At 68.0% G+C, this 2,816-nt stretch carries 3 protein-coding genes; all 3 read right to left on the reverse strand.

Annotation, left to right across the window (positions count from 1 at the left end):
* Positions 1-1,620 (reverse strand): aminomethyl-transferring glycine dehydrogenase subunit GcvPA (gene gcvPA, locus ACR2JA_RS12210; protein ID WP_434009352.1); only part of this gene is annotated, 1,620 nt, incomplete at its 3' end.
* Positions 1,621-1,773: 153 nt separating this feature from the next.
* The gene (gene gcvH / locus ACR2JA_RS12215; protein ID WP_434009353.1) at positions 1,774-2,145 is read right to left on the reverse strand and encodes a glycine cleavage system protein GcvH; all 372 of its coding nucleotides are present in this window, start codon (positions 2,143-2,145) and stop codon (positions 1,774-1,776) included.
* Between the two features lie 189 nt (positions 2,146-2,334).
* On the reverse strand, positions 2,335-2,816 hold a 482-nt coding region (locus tag ACR2JA_RS12220; protein WP_434009354.1), incomplete at its 5' end, for a glycine cleavage T C-terminal barrel domain-containing protein.

Genomic DNA, 2,816 nt, shown 5'->3' on the forward strand with positions numbered 1-2,816 from the left:
GCCCGCAAATTCCGGCCAGGTGATGGGGATCATCTCGCTGGTGGCGTTGAGCTTCATGGTGCAGGAGCCCAGCGGGATCATGCTGCGGTCCAGCGCCAGGTCCTTGTCGCTCAGCGCACGGATGTAGCGCAACATGCCGGTCTCAGAGTGGTGGGTGTTGAACACCGGGTGCGTCATGTACGCGCTGGTGCGGCGCAGCTCGGTCGGGATCAGCGGCTCGATGCCCTTCTCGAAAGCGTCGAACGAGGGCAGGGCCTGGCCGTCGGCGGCGAAGGCCGACCACAGCAGGGCGATGTCTTCGCGTGTGGTGGTCTCGTCCAGCGACAGGCTCACGTACTGACCCCAGGACAGGCGCAGGTTGGCGCCTTTGGCCAGGGCCTTGGCCACGATCGCCTGGGCCTGCGCGGCGTCGGCCGCCTTGACGGTCAGCGTGTCGAAGGCCGATTCGCTCGTGAGCGTGTGGCCCAGCTGTTGCAGGCCGGCTGCCAGCACGGCGGTGTAGGCGGCCACGCGCTGCGCGATGCGCTTGAGCCCCTGCGGGCCGTGGTAGACAGCGTACATACTGGCCACGACGGCCGGCAGCACCTGCGCCGTGCAGATGTTGGAGGTGGCCTTCTCGCGGCGGATGTGCTGCTCGCGCGTCTGCAGCGCCAGGCGGTAGGCCGGGTTGCCGTGCGTGTCCACGCTCACGCCCACCAGACGGCCGGGCAGCGAGCGCTTGTACTCGTCGCGGCAGGCCATGTAGGCGGCGTGCGGGCCGCCCGCGCCCATGGGCATGCCGAAGCGCTGCGTAGTGCCGACCACGATGTCGGCGTCGAACTCGCCCGGGGGCACCAGCAGGGTCAGCGCCAGCAGGTCGGCCGCCACGATGAAGGCAGCCTGTTTAGCGTGCACAGTCTGCACCTCGGCGCGCAGGTCGTCGATGCGGCCGCTGGTCGAGGGGTACTGTGCCAGCACGGCGAAGTAGTCGTCGCCCTTGAGCGCCTCGGCCCACTCGGTGGCCGAGTTGGCCAGCTTCACGGTCAGACCCAGCGGCCTGGCGCGGGTCTGGATCACCTCGATGGTCTGCGGGTGCGCGTCACCGGCCACCACGATGGAGTTGCCCTTGGCCTTGACCGAGCGCTTGGCCAGCGTCATGGCTTCGGCGGCGGCGGTGGCCTCGTCCAGCATGGACGCGTTCGCGATCGCCATGCCGGTCAGGTCGGTCACCATGGTCTGGAAGTTCACCAGGGCTTCCATGCGGCCCTGCGAAATCTCGGCCTGGTAGGGCGTGTAGGCGGTGTACCAGGCGGGGTTTTCGAGGATGTTGCGCAGGATCACGCCCGGCGTGTGCGTGCCGTAGTAGCCCTGGCCGATGAAGCTCTTGAACACCTTGTTCTTCGAGGCGATGGCCTTGAGTTCGGCCAGCGCCGCGGCTTCGGTGGTGGCGGGCGGCAGGTCCATGCCGGCGCTGCGCGCGATGCTGCGCGGCACGATGGAATCGATCAGCGCGCGGCGCGAGGCCTCGCCGATGACCGACAGCATCATGGTTTCATCGGCTTCGCTGATGCCGATGTGGCGGGCGATGAACTCGCTGGCGTTTTCGAGTTCACCCAGGGGTTTGACGGACGGCATCAGCATGGGACGACCTTGTGGCTAGAGAAATGTCAGAAGTTTGAATCGAGTGGAATCGACGCCGGGCTCCGCGGCCCCATCCCTGGGTGCCTCGGAACCGGCTGTGCCGGGCCGCCTGCGCCGCCCCCTTGGCGGGGGGCGCAGCGCGGCGAGGGCGGGTCAAGCCGCTGCCGAGAAGGCGGTGTAAGCGGTTTCGTCCAGCAGGGCGTCCACTTGCGACGCGTCGCTGAGCTTGACCTTGAAGAACCAGCCAGCGTTCAGCGGGTCGCTGTTGGCCAGCGAAGGGTCGGCGCGCAGGGCTTCGTTGACTTCCGTGATCTCGCCGCTGACGGGCATGTACACATCGGCCGCGGCCTTCACGGACTCGACCACACCGGCCACCTCTTTCTGGGCAAAGGTCTTGCCGACTTCGGGCAGGTCGACGAACACCACATCGCCCAGCGCGTCCTGCGCGTGGTGGGTGATGCCGACGGTGGCGATGCCGCCGTCAACGGTGATCCATTCGTGGTCTTCGGTGTACTTGGTGGTCATGGTGGGCTCCAGTGAAAAAGGTTGAAACGGGGGGCAGCTTATCCGCTTCGAGGGCCGCCGCAGAACCGGCTTTGCCGGGCTGCTGGTGGCGTCCCCCTTCAGGGGGAAGACGCGAAGCGGCGCAGGGGGTCATCCCCTGTGGTATCGGTTCGGAACGAAGGGCATGGACGCGACCTCCATCGCCACGGCTTAGCCGCGCACCAGTGCGTTTACCCGGGTGCCGACGGCGGCGTGTTCGGGCGCGACGTAGCCGATGGCCACCGGCTTGTCGGCCGTGGGGCCGAGCAGGCCGCTGGTGAACTCGCCGTTCTTGGCGCCGTCCAGGCTCTGCAGTTCGACGTGTTCGCGCACCGGCACGCGCTCGAGCGCGATCAGTCCCACGCGCTTGCGGGTCAGTGCTTCGCTGCCGTCCAGCTGGGCCAGCACGCGGTCTGCGCCCGGGAAGCCACCGGCACGCTCGCCACCGGTGCGGCGCACCTTCTGCATGGCCCAGTTCAACGCGGCCTCGACCGGCGTGGTCGTGGTGTCGATGTCGTTGCCGTACAGGCACAGGCCGGCTTCCAGGCGCAGCGAGTTGCGCGCGCCCAGGCCGATCGGTTTGACTTCGGGTTGTGCCAGCAGCGCGCGGGCCAACGCGTCGGCATGGTCGCTGTGGACGGATATCTCGAACC

This window comes from Hydrogenophaga sp. (genome assembly GCF_051007235.1).
Lineage (GTDB): Bacteria > Pseudomonadota > Gammaproteobacteria > Burkholderiales > Burkholderiaceae_C > Hydrogenophaga.

Bases quoted from the DNA above. Each gene is read 5' to 3' on its own strand.
- gcvH (WP_434009353.1), bottom strand. From the start codon at position 2,145: ATGACCACCAAGTACACCGAAGACCACGAATGGATCACCGTTGACGGC.